Annotated in this window: 18 protein-coding genes and 1 tRNA gene; all 19 read left to right on the plus strand. The window is 46.1% G+C overall.

Annotated features, from left to right (window positions below; genetic code table 11):
- Positions 1–13: 13 nt before the first annotated feature.
- The gene (locus H6629_21640) at positions 14–1,612 is read left to right on the plus strand and encodes a S41 family peptidase (protein ID MCB9070388.1); all 1,599 of its coding nucleotides are present in this window, start codon (positions 14–16) and stop codon (positions 1,610–1,612) included.
- Between the two features lie 250 nt (positions 1,613–1,862).
- Positions 1,863–2,477 (plus strand): MotA/TolQ/ExbB proton channel family protein, encoded by a 615-nt coding sequence (locus tag H6629_21645; GenBank protein MCB9070389.1) that lies wholly within the window; start codon positions 1,863–1,865, stop codon positions 2,475–2,477.
- 28 nt (positions 2,478–2,505) lie between these two features.
- Positions 2,506–2,910, plus strand: a complete 405-nt coding sequence (locus H6629_21650) for a biopolymer transporter ExbD (GenBank protein ID MCB9070390.1) — start codon at positions 2,506–2,508, stop codon at positions 2,908–2,910.
- A 60-nt stretch (positions 2,911–2,970) separates the two neighbouring features.
- Positions 2,971–3,390, plus strand: coding sequence for a biopolymer transporter ExbD (locus tag H6629_21655; protein MCB9070391.1), 420 nt, complete (start codon positions 2,971–2,973; stop codon positions 3,388–3,390).
- 30 nt (positions 3,391–3,420) lie between these two features.
- Positions 3,421–4,047, plus strand: coding sequence for a TonB family protein (locus tag H6629_21660; GenBank protein MCB9070392.1), 627 nt, complete (start codon positions 3,421–3,423; stop codon positions 4,045–4,047).
- A 93-nt stretch (positions 4,048–4,140) separates the two neighbouring features.
- Complete coding sequence (locus H6629_21665; GenBank protein MCB9070393.1) at positions 4,141–5,397, plus strand: hypothetical protein; 1,257 nt, start codon at positions 4,141–4,143, stop codon at positions 5,395–5,397.
- Positions 5,394–6,311 carry an LD-carboxypeptidase gene (locus H6629_21670; protein MCB9070394.1) on the plus strand — a complete coding sequence of 306 codons (918 nt, stop codon included), beginning with the start codon at positions 5,394–5,396 and terminating at the stop codon, positions 6,309–6,311. The genes H6629_21665 and H6629_21670 overlap by 4 nt, the downstream gene beginning before the upstream one ends.
- A gap of 73 nt (positions 6,312–6,384) precedes the next feature.
- Positions 6,385–7,011, plus strand: coding sequence for a phosphoribosylglycinamide formyltransferase (locus tag H6629_21675; protein MCB9070395.1), 627 nt, complete (start codon positions 6,385–6,387; stop codon positions 7,009–7,011).
- Positions 7,011–8,570 (plus strand): bifunctional phosphoribosylaminoimidazolecarboxamide formyltransferase/IMP cyclohydrolase, encoded by a 1,560-nt coding sequence (gene purH / locus H6629_21680; GenBank protein MCB9070396.1) that lies wholly within the window; start codon positions 7,011–7,013, stop codon positions 8,568–8,570. Before H6629_21675 ends, purH begins: the two co-directional genes overlap by 1 nt.
- Positions 8,571–8,586: 16 nt before the next feature.
- Positions 8,587–9,615 carry a rod shape-determining protein gene (locus H6629_21685; GenBank protein MCB9070397.1) on the plus strand — a complete coding sequence of 343 codons (1,029 nt, stop codon included), beginning with the start codon at positions 8,587–8,589 and terminating at the stop codon, positions 9,613–9,615.
- 203 nt (positions 9,616–9,818) lie between these two features.
- Complete coding sequence (gene mreC, locus H6629_21690; protein ID MCB9070398.1) at positions 9,819–10,550, plus strand: rod shape-determining protein MreC; 732 nt, start codon at positions 9,819–9,821, stop codon at positions 10,548–10,550.
- Between the two features lie 44 nt (positions 10,551–10,594).
- Positions 10,595–11,026 (plus strand): rod shape-determining protein MreD, encoded by a 432-nt coding sequence (gene mreD, locus H6629_21695; protein MCB9070399.1) that lies wholly within the window; start codon positions 10,595–10,597, stop codon positions 11,024–11,026.
- Between the two features lie 31 nt (positions 11,027–11,057).
- The gene (gene mrdA / locus H6629_21700) at positions 11,058–12,899 is read left to right on the plus strand and encodes a penicillin-binding protein 2 (GenBank protein ID MCB9070400.1); all 1,842 of its coding nucleotides are present in this window, start codon (positions 11,058–11,060) and stop codon (positions 12,897–12,899) included.
- 13 nt (positions 12,900–12,912) lie between these two features.
- Complete coding sequence (gene rodA / locus H6629_21705) at positions 12,913–14,124, plus strand: rod shape-determining protein RodA (GenBank protein ID MCB9070401.1); 1,212 nt, start codon at positions 12,913–12,915, stop codon at positions 14,122–14,124.
- A gap of 14 nt (positions 14,125–14,138) precedes the next feature.
- Positions 14,139–14,945 (plus strand): prolipoprotein diacylglyceryl transferase, encoded by an 807-nt coding sequence (gene lgt / locus H6629_21710; protein ID MCB9070402.1) that lies wholly within the window; start codon positions 14,139–14,141, stop codon positions 14,943–14,945.
- Between the two features lie 123 nt (positions 14,946–15,068).
- On the plus strand, positions 15,069–15,923 hold the full coding sequence (locus H6629_21715; GenBank protein MCB9070403.1) for a tetratricopeptide repeat protein: 855 nt from the start codon (positions 15,069–15,071) through the stop codon (positions 15,921–15,923).
- A 9-nt stretch (positions 15,924–15,932) separates the two neighbouring features.
- Positions 15,933–16,006, plus strand: a tRNA-Val gene (locus H6629_21720).
- A 140-nt stretch (positions 16,007–16,146) separates the two neighbouring features.
- Positions 16,147–16,692: a bifunctional pyr operon transcriptional regulator/uracil phosphoribosyltransferase PyrR gene (gene pyrR / locus H6629_21725; GenBank protein MCB9070404.1), complete on the plus strand. Its 546-nt coding sequence runs from the start codon at positions 16,147–16,149 to the stop codon at positions 16,690–16,692.
- A 63-nt stretch (positions 16,693–16,755) separates the two neighbouring features.
- Entirely contained in the window at positions 16,756–17,682 is a 927-nt protein-coding gene (locus tag H6629_21730; protein ID MCB9070405.1) for an aspartate carbamoyltransferase catalytic subunit, read from the plus strand.
- The last annotated feature ends 26 nt before the right edge of the window (positions 17,683–17,708 follow it).

A 17,708-nucleotide genomic window follows, 5' to 3' on the forward strand; every position in this document is an offset into this window, starting at 1 on the left:
TGGAGGTTTTTGCATGCTGAGACGTTATAACCGCACAACAATCTGGGTTCTATCTACAATAGCTATCGCATTGTTTAGCATGGGTTTAAGCTATGGCGCATTTGCCGGAATCCAAAAGGATCTGGAAAAACACATTCGCAAAATGGTGCGTGTTGCGCAATTGTTGCAAATGTATTATGTAGAAGATGTGGAATGGGATTCTGCGGTTGAAGGTGCGGTTAGCGGAATGCTTCAAAAAATGGACCCGCATTCGGTGTATATCTCTCCGGAAAAAGCTCAGGAAAATGAAGAAAATTTTAACGGCGAATACGAAGGTATCGGTATTCAATATGATATTCTGGATGGATACATAACCGTGATTTCCCCGATGCCGGGTTCGCCTTCGGAACGGTCGGGCATCGTTGCCGGTGATCGCATCGTAAAAATAGAAGGCGACAACGCGATTGGCATTTCCCGGGATGAAATCACCCCAAAATTGAAAGGACCGAAAGGCACTTCTGTTCAATTGACGGTGCAGCGTGAAAATGTTGCTGAGCCGCTGGAAATATCGGTAATGCGTGATGTGATTCCGATACACACGGTTTCCGCCAGTTTTATGGTTGACGACTCGACCGGCTATATTTTGGTGAATCGTTTTGCCGCTATCACCGCCAGCGAGGTGGAAGATAGTTTGCGTGTGTTGGAAATACAGGGCATGCGTCGGCTGGTGCTCGATTTGCGGGGAAATTCGGGCGGCTATTTGCACGAATCCGTAAAATTAGCCGGGAAATTTATCGCCGGGCATCAAATGGTTGTTTACACTCAGGGGCGTTCGGAAGGTGTTGATGAGGAGTATTATTCCGACCAATACGGACGACGGGTTGTTCGCGATTATCCACTGGTCGTATTGGTCGATCGCGGTTCCGCATCCGCTTCGGAAATCGTTGCCGGAGCAATCCAGGATTATGACCGAGGGTTGATTGTCGGTGAAAATAGTTTTGGCAAAGGATTGGTTCAAAAAGAATTTCCGCTGGATGACGGTTCCGCTGTTCGTATCACAACTGCAAAATATTACACGCCATCCGGTCGTTGTATTCAGCGCGATTATAAAGGTAAATCTACCGAAGAATATTATGATGAAATTCCCGATTCGAGCTGGTTTACAGAAAATCAATTGAATAGCCGCCCGATGTTTTACACCCAAAAAGGGCGTGCTGTTTATGGCGGCGGCGGCATTCAGCCGGATTTGTTTGTGAAGAATACAAATATTTCCAAATCGCCGGATTTGACCAACCAAATGTTGCAAAAACGCATCTTTTTTGAGATTGCCAATGAATATGTTTATCAGGAAATGCAATCAAAACCGGATTTGGTTACATTTAAAAATAGAACTGAAATTGGGCAGCGCTGGATGCAACGCCTTCAGCAGCACTGTTCCGAAAAAGGGATTGCTGTTACCGATAGCGATTTTAACAAAGACCGAAAGTGGATTCAACTGCGTTTTAAAGCAGAAATTGCCCGCCGTATTTGGGATAATAATGGTTATCACTTCGTCTGGCTCGGTTCGGATTCTCAATTTGCCAAAGCATTACAGTCATTTGATCAGGCTCGCCGGTTAGCTTCGCTAAACTGATGCCAGTGCCACAGATAAACGAAATGTTACGATTCGAATTAATTACGGTAAAACACCCGGCAAATTCGGGTTTACTATTGTTTATTTGATGAATTGAACCTAAATTGCGTCAGTATCGTTAAAAAAACACTGATAAGTTGTTTACAAATACTGTGATAAAAAAAATATTGACTTTTTTCGTGAGAGTCCGTAATATTTGCCAAATTTTGGCTTATTTATAAAAATCAAATGTAGCGAGGAGGCTCATTTTATGGTCGAGTTATATCTACAGGGTGGTGGTTTTATGCACCCGATTCTGGTGATGTGGGTTATTGGTCTTGCGATCGGTATAGCCAAGTTAATTTTGCTCTACAGAGCTGGTGTAAACAGCCGCAAATTTATGGGCGCCGTTCGTCAGGATATCAAGCAGGGCGGAATCCAGGCTGCAATGGAACGCTGCGAAAAAACCCGCGGTCCCGTTGCTTCAATTATGCATGCAGGTCTTAGCCGCGCTAAAGACGGTGTCGAAAGCGCAGAAAAAGCAATTACCAACGCCGGTTCTATCGAAATGGCATTTCTGGAACGCGGTATGATTTGGTTAGGCTTTATTATTGTTGTTGCACCGATGTTGGGCTTTACCGGAACAGTTTGGGGTATGGTTGCAGCATTCGATGCTATTAAAGAAGCCAACGACATTTCGCCGGCAGTTGTTGCGGGCGGTATCTCGCAGGCATTGTTAACAACATTGTTCGGTTTGATTGTGGCTATGACGGTTCAGTTGTTCCACAACCTGGCTACTTCTAAAATTGACAAATTGATCATCGACATGGAAGAAGCATCCGCAGACCTCGTCGATACATTGCTCGACATGCGGAGTTCCAAGTAATATCTGTTAAAATTTTGAGGCAAAAATTATGATTAAGAAACGTCCAAGAGAAGACGTCGAAATTCCTTCCTCATCTATGGCAGATATTGCATTCCTGTTGTTGGTGTTCTTTTTGGTCTGTACTACAATTGATGTGGATAAAGGACTCAGACTTGTCCTTCCGCCCACTGAGGTTGACACACAGGAAATCAACAAAAAGAATATCTCCAACATTCTCATTAATGATGCCGGGCAGGTGTTGTTTGATAATGAAATGGTTCAGGTGCGCGATGTTGAACGAATTGTTCGCCAAAAAATTGCCGACAATCCGTTGTTGATCGTTTCGCTGAAAACCACCCGTGGCACTAAATATGAAGTTTATATTAAAGTGCTCGACCAACTCAAACGCGCCAATGCAACACGGATATCAATTGCAGATCCGGATGAAGCATAACGGTAATACGACGGGAATCTGTTTTCCAGGATCAACATTTCGACGTGGTAAGGAGTATAAATGGCTGTAAATATTCAACGTAAATCAAATATGAAAATTGGCATTCCGACGTCATCAATGCCGGATATTATTTTCCAATTATTGATTTTTTTCATGGTAACCACTGTGTTGCGTCAGTATTCCGGATTGCAAGTCAAATTACCTGATGCAAAAATGATTGAAAAACTGGAAAGTAAACGGAACGTCTCCACCATTTGGGTGGACGACAAAAACCGGATTGTCATTGATGATGTTACGATCAATCAAATGAATGAACTGAGAAATATTGCCTATCAGAAATTGATTGAAAATCCGCGTTTGGTTATGTCTTTGCGGGTGGATAAGCAGGCTGATATGGGAATTATTATCGATGTTCAACAGGAGTTGAGACAAGCCAACACCTTGAAGGTGAACTACTCTGCATTGCAGAGTGCAAACTAAGGGAGCTGTACAATGGCCCATAATAGCTTAATGCACAAAGAACCGGAAGTAGATTTACGGTTGAAATATCCCAAATGGTTTGAATTTGCCATGATTGCCGCTTTGGGATTGACAATCGCAATTTTCTACGCTTTCAAACGGTTCGAAAACCCGGTCGGTCTGCAAAAGACCGTCGATGTTGAAATTCAGGTGGAGCAAATTCCGCCCACACAGCAAATAAAGAAACCACCACCACCGGCCCGTCCCAAGATTCCAATTGAATCTGAAGACGAAGATATCCCGGAAGATTTGACCATTCAAGAAGAAACCTTCGATTTCGAGCAAGAAGTTGAAGATCTTCCGCCGCCTCCTCCGGAAGAAGAAGAACCGATTGTGCCGTTTTATGCGCTATCGGACAAACCGGTCGAAATCAAGCGGGTAAATCCGGTATATCCGGAACTTGCGAAAAAAGCCGGGATCGAAGGCACAGTGGTAGTGAAAGTGCTGGTTAATACGAAAGGTGATGTTGAGCAAGTTGAAATTCTGAAATCTCACCCGTTATTGGACGAATCAGCGATTGAAGCTGCGCGCCAATTCAAATTTAAGCCCGGAAAGCAGCGGGATAAATTTGTAAAAGTTTGGGTGAGCATTCCTTTCAACTTCAAACTCAAATCATAGTTTTTCAAATTCGTGATGTAAAATTGAAAGCTGTGCCGTTTTGGCACAGCTTTTTTTATAATGGTTACCATTGTGGAATGTTGGGAGCATACCATGAAACTAATCTTGTTTGAAGACCTCGGCTATCGCGATCTGTTACCGCTAACTTATTTTCGTCCGGTATGGGATCTGAGATGCGGCGCTTTAACGCTTGCTGAAAAAACTGCCTTTCTTTCAAAATCTCCGCTGTATGGACTATCCAGAACATATTTAATGAAATCCTTTCAAAAAAATGTCAGTGCATTTGACACAATCGGTGATGATGAAACGGCGCTTTTTCTAAACGGGCGTTGGTTGCCGGATGCCGGATCGATTCAAAAAATAGAACAGTTATCTTCAGGGCAAACAATTGTTTATGAAGATTCAGCATTGGCGTTTTGTGCCACCATTGGCGAAGCAAAAAAAGTGCTTTCAGATGATGGAACGGTTGATGTTGCCCGATTGGCGGAGCGTTTTCAACCGCTATCGCATGAAACAATCATGTCTGGCAAGCCAATGCTTTTTCGCTATCCCTGGGATTTAATTCGTTTGAACGCAGAGCAAATCACGTTGGATGCAAAAAATTATGCACAACTGGGAACGGTTGAAGGAACGCTGCGTGCCGGTGTCCACATTTTGGCGCCAGAAAATGTAGCGATCGCCAAAGGTGCAACAATCCAGCCGGGCGTTGTGATCAACGCGGAAAATGGTCCGGTCTGGATTGACGAAGGTGCAACCATTATGGCAAATAGTGTTCTGGTTGGGCCGCTGTATATCGGGAAAAAATCGACGATAAAAATCGCGGCAAAAATTTATGAAAATACCAGCATCGGACCCGTATGCAAGGTTGGCGGCGAGGTTGAAGGTTGCATCATTCACGGCTATTCCAACAAACAACATGACGGTTTTTTGGGTCACGCCTACCTTGCCGAATGGGTGAATTTGGGTGCGGACACCAATAATTCGGATTTGAAAAACAATTACGGGTCGGTCACGGTAAATATCAACGGACATCCGGTGAATACCGGCGAACGGTTTGTGGGATTGATTATGGGCGATCATTCCAAATGCGCGATCAACACAATGTTCAACACCGGAACAGTGGTTGGTGCCTGCTGCAATATTTTTGGCGCGGGCATGCCGCCAAAATTTGTGCCGTCATTTTCGTGGGGCGGTGCGGAAGAATTGGTCGCTTATAAATTTGAAAAAGCGATGGCTGTCGCTAAAATTGTGATGGAACGACGAAATGTAAATTTTACGGCTGAAACTGCATCCGTTTTTGAAACGGTGCAACATTTGGCAAAAGAAATAGAATCAGGGACACTACTTTGAGCTGGAAAATTTCGCCCGTAAAAAGCGGGCAAACAATTGGTTTGTGGACGCCGGCATCTTCCGTGAAGCCGGAGCAGGTGCAAAACGGATTGGCGCAACTCAAAGCGCGTGGTTTTAATTATCGATTGGGTGCGCATGCATTTTCCCACAATGGTATTACGGCGGCTTCGCCGGCGGCGCGGCTGAGTGATTTGCACGGTTTTTTGCGCGATCCGCAAATTTCAGCAATTTGGGCATTGCGCGGCGGTTACGGCACTGCGCAAATGCTCAACCAGATCGATTACGATTTGCTCCAAAAACATCCCAAATTATTGATCGGTTTCAGCGATGTAACGGCACTGGAGTGGGGCATTTTCGCCCAAACCGGAATACCAACGTTCAGTGGATTGACAATAACGACGCAGTTTTCTGATGAAAATCCATATCTGGATACGGCGTTGCGAATGCTCTCCGGTGAGAAAAACGCAATCGACGAATCTGATTTACCCCAAGGCACGCCGGTTATTCACCGCAAAGGCAGCGCGGAAGGGTTGCTGATCGGCGGTACGCTGTCGATGATCTGCTCGTTATACGGCACGCCATATTTCCCGGAATCGGAAAATCTGATTTTGTTTATCGAAGACGTTGACGAACCGCTGTATCGCATCGACCGGCTGCTCTGGCAACTGCATCTCGGCGGATTTTGGGAGCGGGTTTCTGCCGTTATTTTGGGAAAATTTGTTCTCGGCGAACAATTTCTGGAAGTATTTGATCAGCTCGAACCCATGCTGCCCGACGGAATTCCGGTTGTCAGCGGTTTCCCGTACGGACATTTTACACCCTGTTTACCGCTGCCGGTTGGTGTTCCGGCAAGCTTCGATGCATCACCTTTCCGGCTGGAATGGCAGCCGTTTTTGCAATCGGTTATTGCCTGATCAGGAAGCGTTTTGGTGATTGACAAAATTGCAGTTATGCCTTATATTTATTACCTGATTTGGAGAAGTTAAATTGATCAAAATAGCCGTTTTTGCTTCCGGACGAGGCAGTAATTTTCAAACAATTCATCGCAAAACCAGGGATGGTTACATCTCCGCAGAAATCGTTACGCTCATATCAGATTCAGAACAGGCAGGGGCACTCAGTTTCGCCCGGGAAAACCACATTTCGACCCACGTCGTCCGACCCAAAGATTTCCAGAATTCAACCGATTTCGGATCGAAACTGCTGGATATTCTCAATTCCCATCAAACAGATTTGGTCGTTTTGGCAGGGTATCTCCGGAAAATTCCCGAAAATGTGGTAACCGCATTTGAAAATCGCATCCTGAACATTCATCCGGCATTGCTACCCGCGTTTGGCGGAAAAGGCATGTATGGCATGCGGGTTCACGAAGCGGTGTTTCGCTCCGGCGTGCATTTTTCCGGTGTTACGGTTCATCTGGTGAATAACGAATACGATGCCGGACCGATTGTCCTGCAACGCGCGGTGAATATTGCAGATTGCGATTCGCCGGCGGCGATTGCCGAACGGGTGCTTGCGGAGGAACACATTGCATTTCCGGATGCGCTGAAACGGTTGATTGACAACGAATACACTGTCGATGGACAGCGCGTAATTCTCAAAGGGGCAAAATAATGATTCGCGTTAAACGCGCACTGATCAGTTGCTGGGACAAAACCGGATTGGCGGAGTTCGCCGGTGAACTGCACAAACATGGCGTCGAAATAATTTCCAGCGGCGGAACAGCCGCTTTTTTGGAGAAAAACAACATTCCGGTAACCGAAGTTGCAACGGTCACCGGTTATCCCGAAGTGCTCGGCGGACGGGTGAAAACCTTGCACCCGATGATCCACTCACCGATTTTGGCGAAACGAACACCGGATCATCTCGCTGATTTGCAAAAACTGAACGCCGAACCGATTGATCTGGTGGTGGTGAACCTCTATCCTTTCGTGAAAGAAGCAGTCGAAAAACAACTTCCGGTGGATGAAGCGATTGAATACATCGATATCGGCGGGCCGACGTTGTTGCGCGGCGCCGCGAAAAATTGCAAATATGTTGTTGCGCTTAACGATGCATCGCAATACGCCCCGTTTCTGAATATTTTTAGCGAAAATAAAGGCGAAATTCCCGAAGCCTGGTCGCAGCAACGCGCCCGGGAAATTTTCTTTTACACCTCGTGGTATGACAGCCAGATCACCGCATTTTTGGCAAAAGCCAATGGCGAAGATGAATTGTTGCCGGAATACAACACGTTGTTTTTACAGAAATTACAGCCACTTCGCTACGGCGAAAACCCTCACCAGTCGGCTGCGGTTTATAGCACGTTCGGGGAAAAACCGTCTGGTTTGGCAGCCGCAGAAGTGCTCTGGGGCAAACCGCTTTCGTTCAACAATTATGCAGATATTCACGCTGCGTACGCGCTTGCGCTGGATTTACCGGACATCGCCTGCGCGATCATCAAGCATACCAATCCTGCCGGCGCGGCCAGCAGCACCGATAATCTGGCAGATGCCTTCCAACGTGCGCTGCAGGGTGATCCGGTTTCGGCATTCGGTGGTATTGTGGCGTGCAACCGGAAAATCGATGTGGAAACGGCGGAACATATCTCCAAAATATTCTTTGAGTGCATTATTGCACCGGATTTTGATGCTGACGCGCAAAATTTATTACAGAAAAAGAAAAACTTACGATTATTGAAAATGGATCCGCAAATTTTTGCTGCGGATAACCGTGAAATTAAATATTTGAATCATACACTGCTCGTTCAGCAGGCTGATTTTCCGGTGGAAAATCCCCGGGAATGGCAAGTGGTAACGGAAAAGAAACCAACGGACACGGAATTGCGAGCGCTGGAATTTGCCTGGAAAATTTGCAAACATGTGAAATCCAACGCGATTGTTCTCACGAAAGACCGGGAAATTTACGGCGTTGGCGCCGGACAAATGTCGCGCATCGATTCCACCCGGATCGCCCGCGAAAAAGCGCTGGCTGCCAATCGCACGCTGCAAGGCGTTGTGCTGGCATCGGATGCATTTTTCCCGTTCCGTGATGGCGTTGATGAAGCCGTGAAAGCCGGCGTAACCGCGATTGTCCAACCCGGCGGCTCTATCCGCGATGAAGAAGTTATTCAAGCTGCAAACGAACACGGTATTAGTATGGTTTTTACCGGAATCCGACACTTTAAGCATTAAGCAACTGAGGTACCGAATGGGATTTTTTGATTTTCTATCGAACGATATTGGCATCGATTTGGGCACAGCCAATACGCTTATTTATGTAAAAGGCAAAGGTATTGTTGTAAACGAACCTTCGATTGTTGCGTTTGAAGAACATACCAACAAAATTGTGGCAGTGGGGAAGGAAGCCCGGGAAATGCTCGGCCGCACCCACCGCGATATTATTACGATTCGTCCGTTGAAAGACGGCGTGATTGCGGATTTTGAAGCGACCGAAGCGATGATCCGCGAGTTTATCAAAAAGGCAAAAGTGAACCGCATAAGTATTGGAAAAATAGTGGTTTGCGTGCCATCTGGCGTTACCGAAGTTGAGAAACGTGCGGTGCGCGACAGCGCCGAACGTGCCGGTGCAAAAGAGGTTTATCTGGTTGCGGAAGCAATGGCATCGGCTATCGGCATCGGGCTGGAAATTGACAAGCCGATCGGTAGCATGATCGTCGATATCGGCGGCGGCACCTCGGAAATCGCGGTGATTTCGCTGAGCGGCATCGTGCAGCACACTTCCATCCGCGTTGGCGGCGATGAAATGAATGAGGCGATTGTCCAATATTTCAAGAAAAATTATAACTTGCTGATCGGTGAAAAAACCGCTGAAAATCTGAAATGCGAAGTCGGTTCAGCGCTGCCACTCGAAGAGGAAATCACCACTTCCGTGAAAGGGCGCGACCTGGTGGATGGCATCCCGAAAACCGTGGAGGTGAATTCCGTAGAAATCCGCGAGGCACTCAACGAGCCGATACACACAATTGTCGATACCATCAAAATAACGCTGGAACGCGTGCCGCCGGAACTGGCGTCGGATATTCTCGATCGCGGCATTATTCTCTCCGGTGGCGGTGCGCTGCTCCGCCGGCTGGATGACCGCGTGATGCAGGAAACCCGCCTGCCTGTAAACGTGGCGGAAGATTCCCTCAGTTGTGTTGTTCGCGGATGCGGAACAATTTTGGAAGATTACAATCGTTTCCAAACCGTATTGCTAAAAAGTAATCGCCGAATGTAAAATGAATGGTGCAATTATTCGCCGGTAAATGACTTCAAAACCCGAGTGGTATTGCGGACATTTACCGGTTTGATTTAACTGACATCCAATAAATTTACTCATATTGTAAATCAGAAGTTACCGGGATGAAGTTTTCTCGTTTAATATTTTTCCCAAATAAATCATTGTTTTTTCTCATTTTATACATCGTTCTATCTGCGATTATGATGAATTTTAGCGAGCCTGCAGCGTTGAGCGGAATCCGTTGGGTATTGTTGCAAGTCAGCGAGAAAACCAACGCGGTTGTCAGCTATTTTTCATTGCAAAGCGATCTCGAAGTGCAAAATGAATACCTCACAAAAGAGAATTTTGAGCTGCGGGTGCGGGATCAGCAACTTCGGGAAATGGTGTTGGAAAATGCCCGGCTGAAACGAATGTTAGGTTTTCGCGAAAGCGAACCCGGTGAATATGTTGCGGCGCAGGTTATCGCCAGCGGTCCGGAAAAAAATATCGGATCTGTTGTGATCGATGTTGGCGAAGATGACAGCGTAGCCGTGAATATGGCAGTTGTTAACGCGAACGGATTAGTGGGAAAAATATTCGAAGTTACATCATCACAGGCACTGGTGCAATTGTTGAAAGATCGCAACGCTTTTGTCAGCGCACGTTTGCAGGGCAGCCGGGAAATCGGCACAATCGCATGGACGGGCAGCGGCATCCAACTGGAAATGCAGCATATCCTCAAAAATATTCCGGTTGAAGAAGGCGAAATGGTGCTCACTTCCGGGATGGGCGGTGTGTATCCGGTTGGCATTCAGATCGGAATTGTGGTTAGCGTAAAAGACGATGAACGGGGTATGTTCCGGAAAATTTTAGTGCAGCCGAGCGTTAATTTCAACGCATTAGAAGAAGTATTTGTGGTGCGCAAAAAACAGGTGGAGACAGAAACGGATTGATCCAATTTTATACACGGTACATTTTCGCATTCCTGGTTGCATTGATGATGCAGGCTGTTGTCAGTAACGCGATACAAATTTTTGGCTGGAAACCGGATCTCGTGTTGATCATCCTGGTGATGTTTTCGCTCCAGCACGGCAAAATTGCCGGCAGCACCGCAGGTTTTTTTGCCGGAACCCTGAGTGATCTGATGAGTTGGAATTTGTTAGGGGTTGGCGCACTCAGTAAATCCGTGACCGGTTATACCGCTGCGGCTGTTGGAAAAATGATGCAGGAACGCAACCGCTTTTTGCTCACACTCTTCGTGAGTGGCTTAATCCACGATATTATTTTTAACTACATTAACACCCTCGGCAAAGAAATTCATTGGTGGGCATTACTCATTTTGCAAATTATCCCGAACCTGCTTTACACTGCCATTGTGGGTGTTGTCATTTATTATTTTTTAGATCGATGGCTATCTGGCTATGAATAATCTGAATTTTAGATCCGGTAACCGGCGACGCATGACATTTTATGTCATGATAATTGCCGCTATGCTGATCCTGACTGTGCGATTTTATAATCTGCAGGTGCTGGATGAGGATATCTACCGTCAAAAATCAGAAGCGAACAGCGTAAAAAAAGAAACACAAATTCCCATTCGCGGATTGATTTACGACCGCGATGGCCGCCTGATTACCGATAATCGCCCGGCGTTTTCGATTTACGTTGTTCCGGCGATGATCAATAAAAATGAATCTGCGCTCGATCTTCTCGCCTCATTGCTCGATTTGGATCCCGTAAAAATTAAACGTAATTTTTTTACATCGCGTCGATTTCAACCGGTGAAAATTGCCCGTTATGTATCGCAACAAACGTTGGCAACTATTCAGGCAAACAAACTCTCTTTGCCGGGAGTTGAATGGCGGGTGGAACCCAAACGCAATTATAACTACAACCGCAGTTTTGCACATGTTTTGGGCACGCTTGGCGAAATTACCGAATCCGAGTTAGAAGCCATGGATCAGTATGAACCTGGCGATCTGATCGGAAAAAAAGGGTTGGAACGCTTTTTTGATAACCAATTGCGCGGTCAGAAAGGTTTTCGGTTTGTGCAGGTAGATGCGCTCGGACGAACCGTAAGCGAACTGGAAACGGACGAAAGCCGCCCGCCATATCCGGGAAAAGATTTATACTTGACCATCGATGCCCGGTTACAATTGTTTGCCGATTCGTTATTTGGCGAATACAACGGAGCGTTAGTCGCCATTAATGTCCGCAATGGCGAAATTTTGACGCTGGTTTCGAAACCGGATTACGATTTGAACTGGTTCACTGAATCCGTAGATCCTGATATTTGGAAAGATCTCACCTCAAATCCCCGAAATCCATTGTATGACCGGGTTACTCAGGCAACTTATCCGCCGGGATCAACATACAAAATGGTTGCGGCAATTGCCGCACTGAACGAGGGAATTGTTAGTCCGCAATGGTCGGTTTTTTGCCCCGGATATTATCGGATTGGTCGCCGGGTGGTGCGCTGTTGGAATGCTGCCGGTCATGGTGAACAAAACCTGGTATCCGCAATAAAAAATTCCTGCAATGTTTATTTTTATCAATTGGGTTTAAAAATCGGTATCGACCAGTGGACAAAATACAGCCGGATGTTTCATTTCGGCGAAAAAACAGGTGTCGAACTGCGGGGTGAAAAAGATGGTTTAGTGCCCAGCAAGGCTTATTACGAACGCCGCTATGGCAAAGGCGGCGCAACTGCAGGGATGATGGCAAATATTGCCATTGGGCAGGGGGAGTTACTTACAACCCCTTTGCAAATGGCTCAGTTTGCGATGATTTTAGCCAACAGCGGCAAATATTATCAACTCCATTTATTCAAAGAAATGGTAGATAAATTATCCGGTGATAAAGAACGCCCGAAAATTATTGAAGGAAAAATTAACGACATCAAACCGGAAGTTTTTGAAACGGTTCGCGAAGGAATGCGACAAGTGGTTGCTGGCGGAACCGGTTGGCGTGCCAGCGTTTGGCGAATGACCGGTGCAGGCAAAACCGGAACAGCGCAAAATCCGCATGGAAAATCGCATGCCTGGTTTATCGGATTTGCACCATTTGAGGACCCGGAAATTGCCGTCGCCGTTATTTTGGAAAATGGTGGTTCTGGCAGCGGGATGGCAGCGCCGGTTATCGGGGAATATTTGCGACGATATTTTTATTATCAGGGCAAATTCAGTTACGAAGAAGAAAAATCGTTTCTTGTAAAATTATGGGCTGAGCAGCGCAAAAAAGCACAGCTCGATAGTTTGGTAAACCGCCCAATTCCGGAATTAGACGTTCGTCCCATCGACTAAAAGAAGTTGCGCTATGTTAAATCAAATCAAAAAGTTAGATATCACAATGCTGCTCAGCCTTACCGGGCTGTTGGCGATGGGGCTTGCAGCATTGTATTCCACATCGCAATCTTCAGGAATCAATTTTTTTAACAACCAATTGCAGTGGATCTTTTTGGGAACGATCACAATGCTGACGGTTGCATTTATGCCCAACCGCATCATTTATGATTTTGCATATATCGGTTATGCTATTTCTCTGGTTTTTTTAGTGTTGATATTTTTCATGGGAACGTCCGGATATGGCGCAACACGATGGCTGCGGATTGCCGGTGTCGGGTTTCAGCCATCGGAATTGGCAAAAATTGCGACGTTATTGGCAGTTGCCCGATATTTATCGGACGAACGGTTGGATATCAATCGTTTGAAACCATTTCTGATTGCCAGCTGTATTTTTCTTGTTCCGTTTGTGCTGGTTGCCAAACAACCGGACTTGGGAACAGCTCTCGTTTTTACGATCATGGTGTTGCCGATTTTTTATTGGGTTGGTTTGGGAACGGAAAAAATTATCCTGCTCGTTACGCCGGGAATTGTTCTGTTTGCGTCGTTCAATTATTTCACATTTTTGCTGGTGATGATATTTATTTTGGTTTTTATTTTCTATTATCTTCGCCCGAATGTAATTTTTGGAAGCATTTATTTTATTGTAAATATTGCAGTTGGATTGCTTACGCCACTGTTTTGGAATCAATTAAAAGATTATCAGAAAAAACGGATCACCACTTTTTGGAACCCGGAAGCGGACCGGCTGGGCTCCGGTTACCAGATTATTCAATCAAAAGTAGCTATCGGTTCTGGTGGTTTCACCGGCAAAGGATTTTTGCAAGGTTCACAAACCCAATTGCGCTATTTACCGGAGCAGCACAACGATTTTATTTTTGCCGTCATCGGCGAAGAATTCGGATTTATCGGTGTGATGCTCGGTTTTGCGTTGTTCACAATTTTTCTGATCCGTGTTGTGCAAATTGCCAATGCTTCGCGCAACCGATTTCGTAGTGTGGTTGCCATTGGCATTGGCGCGATTATCGGGTTTCACACCTTCGTTAACATTGGCATGACGGTCGGTATTTTTCCCGTGACCGGGTTGCCGCTGCCGTTTATCAGCTACGGCGGTACTGCTTTGCTCATCAACATGATAATGGTGGGATTGCTCCTCAATTTCTATCGCCACCGCTACGAATACTGATTCTGGAGAAACCTATGTACCCGGAATTATTCCGGATCGGACCCGTTGTGGTCAGCAGCTACGGCTTGATGCTGGCGACCGCCTTTATGGTTGGCATGTATTTGACCACGCGCCTGGTTCGTCAACGAAATATGGATGAAGATGCCGTTGTGAACCTCGCGTTCGGGATTATCATCAGTGCGATTGTCGGCTCGCGGCTGTTGTATGTGCTCACGCATCTCAGCGAATTTGAGGGACGCTGGCAATACACTTTTCTGCCGATTCAGCCGGATGGTAGTATTGGTTTAAGCGGTTTAATTTTTCTGGGTGGATTTATTGGCGCTGTGATCACCGGATATATTTACGTCCGCATGAAAAAATTGCCGGTCTGGAAAACAGCGGACAGCGTCGCGCCATCATTGGCACTCGGGCTGGCGTTCGGTCGAATTGGCTGTTTTCTCAACGGGTGCTGTTTTGGGAGAGCTTGCGATTTACCGTGGGGCGTGCAATTTCCGGTTGGCAGTCCGGCAACTGCGTTTATGGGCGATGTGCATTTACACCCAACCCAACTGTATTCATCCGCATATGCGCTGCTCATTTTTGCCCTACTGATATGGATGAATCACAAAAAAATGGCAGACGGCATTATGGCTGGAACGTTTTTGGTATTATACGGTTTATCGAGATTTACAGTAGATTTTTTTCGCTATTACGAAAGCCAGATGCAGGTCGGACCGTTGTATATGAATCAGGTGATCAGCATCATCTTAATTTTGGGTGGATTGCTTATAATTTGGCAATCGCGCCAAAAGGAATCTGCCAAAAGCGCAATAACTTCTTGACACGCGTTAATTTTTATTCATAAATTCTAAAATCAATATAAACATAAACATCGTATCATTTATAGGTAGACCAACAGCATCCTGCTAAAGCTATCAGAGTTGACTGTCAAAGAAAGGAAAGCTATGAAAACATTGATCAAGGCAATGGGGAAAACAATTTGGGTATTTGCCATTGTTGCGCTGATTGCATCATGCGCCGGTTCCAAAAAATCCAGTGCAAATTCCAATGATGCCAAACAGGCGGAAGACGATTACATTGCCGATCTATTGGGTATTTCTCAAACTGACAGTAATACAAACACCGGCGGCGGAACCCAAACGACCGGGCAACAAGACGACAATTTGCTGGAACTGCTTCAGGAAAACGAAACAGGCAACACCAATCGTACCGCAACCCCGGCAAGCAACCCGGTTGCAACCGGAACGACGGATCAGGTTGACAAATTAGAGAGCGAAGTTGACGATTTGCAACGCCGGATTGCCGAAAAAGACCGGACAATTGATGTGTTGAAAAATCAGGTTGATCAGTTGGAAAGCCAAACCCAAAAACGCACAGCCACACCAAGCTACACCAGCACCAACACCGGAATGAATTATTCGAGTGGTAGCGGTAGCTATAAACAAGATTATCAGGCAGCTTACAACTTGTTCCAAAGCCGTCGCTATCGCGATGCGATTAATGCTTTTGAAGCATTTTTGGCAGATGGCAGCACCAACAGCTTGTCCGACAATGCGCAATACTGGATCGGCGAAAGCCATTACGCGCTCGGCGATTACAGCGCCGCAATTGTTGCGTTTGAAAAGGTGTTCACTTATAAAAATTCCAACAAAAACGACTATTCCCAATACAAATTGGGGCAGTGCTATTACATGCTGAAAGACTACACACGCTCCCGTCAGGAATTTCAAACACTGATTGACAATTATAAAAATTCTTCTTTAATTAGCAGGGCTCAAGGATATTTGAGAAAAATGTAAACGGATTTTGGGCGATTAGCTCAGCTGGCTAGAGCGTTGCGCTCACATCGCAAAGGTCACAGGTTCAAGTCCTGTATCGCCCACTTCATCCTTTAATATCATCCGGGAGATGATGAAGGGATTGAAAAAATGTTAAAAATGAATAATATAAGTTGTTGTAAATATTGAACCTTTGGGGATTCTCCCAAAGGTTTTTTTTTGCCCGAAATATAAGGAGTCATTTATGTCTGAATCGATCAAAGCACAAATTTTGAGCAAACGCGACATGGACAGAATTATCACCCGGCTCGCCCACGAAATTTTGGAGAAAAATCGCGGAACGGAAAATCTGGTGATCATCGGGTTGCAAACGCGCGGTGCGTATCTCGCCGATCGCATCACAAAAAAGATTACTGAAATTGAAAATGCGGAAGTGCCCACCGGATTTCTGGATGTCACGCTGTATCGCGACGATTTTCGCACCCGGTTGAAACAACCCTCGGTGCAGGTGACCAACATCCCGTTCGCCATCGATGAAAAAAATATTGTGCTGGTGGACGATGTGCTTTACACCGGACGAACGGTTCGCGCGGCATTGGATGCGTTGATGGATTTCGGGCGACCCGCCAGAATTTATTTAACAGTTCTGGTCGATCGCGGACACCGCGAATTGCCCATCCGTGCCGATTTTGTGGGCAAAAATATCCCCACATCAATTGGCGAAGAAGTGCGTGTCAAAATGACAGAAATCGACGAAGACGACGCGGTTTTTCTGGTGGAAATATCGTAACGAATTGGATTTAAAATGTGTTCAAATCTAAAAATAACAACATATTAACAGCAAGGATAACATATGCTAAATTCCAGACATTTGCTGGGCTTGGATGGAATGCCGGCAGAACAAATTCAACTGATTTTGGACAGTGCCCGTTCCTTCCGGGAAATTTTGGATCGCCCGATAAAACGCGTGCCGACATTGCAGGGTAAAACGGTGGTCAACCTGTTTTACGAACCCTCAACCCGAACCCGTATTTCATTCGAACTGGCGCAAAAACGGATGTCCGCAGATATCGTTAATTTTTCTGCGAGTACCAGCTCGGTAAAAAAGGGCGAATCGCTGATCGATACCGTAAAAAATATTGAAGCGATGAAAATTGACATGGTGGTGGTTCGCCACTCATCACCCGGCGCGGCGTATTTGTTGACGCAGGTGCTGGATGCCAACATCATCAACGCTGGCGATGGCGGACACGAACACCCCACACAGGCGTTGCTGGATATGCTGACCATTCGCTCGAAGTTCGGAACGCTGGAAGGCTTAACTGTCGGTATTGTTGGGGATGTGTCGCATTCGCGTGTGGCGATGTCCAATATTTTTGGGCTGATTACGATGGGTGCCAAAGTGATTGTTTGCGGCCCGCCGACGCTCATTCCCCGCGATATCGAAAAACTGGGTGTGGAAGTGAGCTATCACATCGACGATATTATTCCGCGAGTGGACGTGCTCAACATTCTCCGTATCCAACTGGAGCGACAGAAAACCGGGCTGTTCCCATCTTTGCGGGAATACCACAACTTTTTTGGCATCACACAGGAACGGTTGGACAAAGCCGAGAAACCGGTGCTGATTATGCACCCCGGACCCATGAATCGCGGGTTGGAAATTTCCAGCGCAGTTGCGGATAGCGAACACTCCGTTATTTTGGAACAAGTTACCAACGGCATTGCCTTGCGCATGGCGGTGCTCTATTTATTAGGAGGAGGCAAAAGTGAATTATAATCATGAAGCACGAGAAAAAAGATCAA

The sequence above is a fragment of the Calditrichia bacterium genome, assembly GCA_020634975.1.
GTDB lineage: Bacteria > Calditrichota > Calditrichia > RBG-13-44-9 > J075 > JACKAQ01.

What these genes read in the sequence shown, in the direction of transcription:
- H6629_21660 (MCB9070392.1), top strand. Translation starts at nt 3,421, where the DNA reads ATGCACAAAGAACCGGAAGTAGATTTACGGTTGAAATATCCCAAATGG.
- mreD (MCB9070399.1), top strand. Translation starts at nt 10,595, where the DNA reads ATGATGCAGGCTGTTGTCAGTAACGCGATACAAATTTTTGGCTGGAAA.
- H6629_21655 (MCB9070391.1), top strand. Translation starts at nt 2,971, where the DNA reads ATGGCTGTAAATATTCAACGTAAATCAAATATGAAAATTGGCATTCCG.
- H6629_21715 (MCB9070403.1), top strand. Translation starts at nt 15,069, where the DNA reads ATGAAAACATTGATCAAGGCAATGGGGAAAACAATTTGGGTATTTGCC.
- H6629_21685 (MCB9070397.1), top strand. Translation starts at nt 8,587, where the DNA reads ATGGGATTTTTTGATTTTCTATCGAACGATATTGGCATCGATTTGGGC.
- mrdA (MCB9070400.1), top strand. Translation starts at nt 11,058, where the DNA reads ATGACATTTTATGTCATGATAATTGCCGCTATGCTGATCCTGACTGTG.
- lgt (MCB9070402.1), top strand. Translation starts at nt 14,139, where the DNA reads ATGTACCCGGAATTATTCCGGATCGGACCCGTTGTGGTCAGCAGCTAC.
- purH (MCB9070396.1), top strand. Translation starts at nt 7,011, where the DNA reads ATGATTCGCGTTAAACGCGCACTGATCAGTTGCTGGGACAAAACCGGA.
- H6629_21665 (MCB9070393.1), top strand. Translation starts at nt 4,141, where the DNA reads ATGAAACTAATCTTGTTTGAAGACCTCGGCTATCGCGATCTGTTACCG.
- rodA (MCB9070401.1), top strand. Translation starts at nt 12,913, where the DNA reads ATGTTAAATCAAATCAAAAAGTTAGATATCACAATGCTGCTCAGCCTT.
- H6629_21645 (MCB9070389.1), top strand. Translation starts at nt 1,863, where the DNA reads ATGGTCGAGTTATATCTACAGGGTGGTGGTTTTATGCACCCGATTCTG.
- H6629_21650 (MCB9070390.1), top strand. Translation starts at nt 2,506, where the DNA reads ATGATTAAGAAACGTCCAAGAGAAGACGTCGAAATTCCTTCCTCATCT.
- H6629_21640 (MCB9070388.1), top strand. Translation starts at nt 14, where the DNA reads ATGCTGAGACGTTATAACCGCACAACAATCTGGGTTCTATCTACAATA.
- mreC (MCB9070398.1), top strand. Translation starts at nt 9,819, where the DNA reads ATGATGAATTTTAGCGAGCCTGCAGCGTTGAGCGGAATCCGTTGGGTA.
- H6629_21730 (MCB9070405.1), top strand. Translation starts at nt 16,756, where the DNA reads ATGCTAAATTCCAGACATTTGCTGGGCTTGGATGGAATGCCGGCAGAA.
- pyrR (MCB9070404.1), top strand. Translation starts at nt 16,147, where the DNA reads ATGTCTGAATCGATCAAAGCACAAATTTTGAGCAAACGCGACATGGAC.